The 2,795-nt window shown below is 41.0% G+C and carries 2 protein-coding genes; both read right to left on the bottom strand.

The features are described 5' to 3' along the window. A partial coding sequence (locus FTV48_RS14415) for a copper resistance protein B (RefSeq protein ID WP_180000751.1) occupies positions 1-881 on the bottom strand: 881 nt, incomplete at its 3' end. Beyond that, positions 868-2,712 (bottom strand): copper resistance system multicopper oxidase, encoded by a 1,845-nt coding sequence (locus FTV48_RS14420; RefSeq protein WP_180000752.1) that lies wholly within the window; start codon positions 2,710-2,712, stop codon positions 868-870. The genes FTV48_RS14415 and FTV48_RS14420, both read right to left, overlap by 14 nt. Positions 2,713-2,795 lie beyond the last annotated feature (83 nt).

Raw genomic sequence — 2,795 nt, forward strand, 5'->3', positions numbered from 1 at the left:
ATATACGGCATGATCTTTTTACTGATTTCATAGCGAGTTTCAAGCCCTGCGGTTGCACTGCTTAAACCAGTTTTTTTCGCATATTTAGAGTCATCACTAAAGATCGCATCCAACTCTAAATAAGTTTGAATAATCAACTTTTGCGTAATCAGAAAATCACGTTCCGTTTCTAGACTAAAACCCGCATAACTGTCTTCTCCTGCATAGAGATAAGCATCAGTTTCAAAGAAATATGGTGCCATACCATGTAAGCCAATCACTGCATCAACATTTTCTTCGGTGTCTTTGCGATGATCATCGAGTTCAACTTTTTCACTGCGATAACGTGCACCAATCTGTGCATCCCAAAAGTCTGAAATCATACGGCTATATAAAAGTTTGGCATCATAATGTGCATCATGCGATTCTTCTTTATCGGCATGAACTTTAATAAAAACCTTATTTTCATCTGTGCCAATACGGGTTTCAAACTCTGACTTTAAACCGCCTGTGCCATCTTCATTGACAAACCACTTATTATCCACCGTCGTAATCGCATAAATTTGCGCACCGTGTTCTGAGCGATGATCATAATGCGAACTCTGCTGAGTATTCGCATCTGGTACATGATGTAAATGATTAACCGTAGATGTTGCCTGATGTTGTGCATGATTCATCTGACCATGGTTCATTTTCCCCATCATCTGCATGTGTTGTGCATGCTCTTGTGCAGAATGTTGTGAATGATTCATCTCAGACATGGCTTGATGATTCATTGATGGCATATTTTTCCCATTATTCTGAGTCGTTGAATGATGCCCTTCGTGCGCCACACTTAAGGTCGTTAAACTCAATACCGCAACAGAAAAAATCGCTTTCAATACAAAATTAGTGATGTGCATGTTCAGCTCCTTTTTGCTCAGTTACTTGTTGAGTTTGAGTCGAATTTGTACCTTGAATTGGCATTGTAGATACTTGTTCATCGCTAACATTCGCCACGATTAACTTGTTCATCATCCCCGCACTCATGTGATACAACAAATGACAATGGATTGCCCATTCACCCAATTCATCCGCAGTTAATAAAGCCGTAACTGTTTTACCCGGTGGTACGATCAATGTGTGTTTATTTGGCATATCTACCGACTCTTGACCATTCTCCAACTGCATAAACATACCGTGTAAATGCATCGGGTGCGCCATCATACTGTCATTAATAAATTTGATACGGATACGCTCGCCATATTTCACTTTTAACGGCTCAGCATCACTAAATTTTTTACCGTTAATGGTCCAAATATAACGTTCCATAGTACCGCCCAAACGCACGACCAATTCACTGCTGGCTTCACGAGTATCTTTTTGCGGCTCTAATGATTTTAAATCGCTATATTGCAAGGCTTTATTACCTGCAGGTGTAGAGGCATTTGCCCAACCATAAACCACTTGATCATTTTTTTGCGGTTTTACTGCGCTATGCTGTGAATGATCCGTGCCTTTCATATCGCCATGGTTCATTTTCGAATGATCCATTCCTGAATGATCACCACCACCATGTCCCATATCTTCCATAGTCGGTTTTACTGCGCTATGCTGTGAATGATCCGTGCCTTTCATATCGCCATGGTTCATTTTCGAATGATCCATTCCTGAATGATCACCACCACCATGTCCCATATCTTCCATAGTCAAAAGCGAGCGTGGACGTGGCTGAGGCATATGAATGCCGTGTGTCACAGGATTTAGTTCATTGTGTAGCGTACCAATCGCATAACCTGAACGGTCAATTGACTCAGCTTCAATTTGATAATGTCCACCTTTTGGCTCCACAATCACATCATAAGTTTCAGCCGTACCAATACGGAATTCATCTACAGAAATGGGTTTCACAGGCTGACCATCAGCACTAACCACAGTCATTTTCAAGTTAGGAATACGGACATCGTAGAAAGACATCGCAGATGCATTCACAAAACGTAGGCGAATTTTTTCATTCGGTTTAAACATTCCTGTCCAATTTTGTTCAGGTGTTTTGCCATTAATGAGGAAGGTATAACCTGTAACATCCGACATGTCGGTTTTTAGCATACGCATCTGATTCCACATTTTGCGGTCAGACCATGTCGCTTTTATGCCATCACGTTTAACCTGCTTCCAAACATCACCCAAGGTTTCACGCTGATCTTGATAATATTCAGCTGAAATTTTAAGATCTTTCTGAATTTGATCACTGGTTTTTTCATGAAAATCTGACAACATCACCACATAGTCACGTTCAGCTTTTTCATGTGCTGCCAATGGTGTTTTACCTTTTGGATAAATCACAAAAGAACCATATAAGCCGTCTTGTTCCTGTCCTTTAGAATGAGCGTGATACCAATAAGTCCCGCTTTGGCGAATCTTGAATTTATAAACATACTCGCTTTGAGGCTTAATACCGTTAAAACCATTAAATCCTGGTACACCATCCATAATGCCCGGCAACAACAGTCCGTGCCAATGAATAGAAGAATCTTGGTTTTTTAAATTATTTTTCACGCGAATGATGGCTTCATCACCCTCTTCAAACTCAAGCAAAGGCGCAGGAAATTGACCATTTACGGTAATGCGCTTTACAGGCTTTCCAGTTGGGCTGACCACTGCTTCATCAATAACAAGCTGATATTCACGCACTTCGGCAAAAACCAAAGGCGACGTGATTGCTGCAAATACCGTATTGAGCCATGAAGTCATGGTGAAAATTGCAGAAGGCGGCGTGAAGCAGTTTAATGTTCTGTTCACCAATGATATCGACCGTGGTTCATTCGTTGCAGATT

The organism is Acinetobacter sp. YH18001 (assembly GCF_013416975.1).
In the GTDB taxonomy this organism is placed as follows: Bacteria; Pseudomonadota; Gammaproteobacteria; order Pseudomonadales; family Moraxellaceae; genus Acinetobacter; species Acinetobacter pseudolwoffii.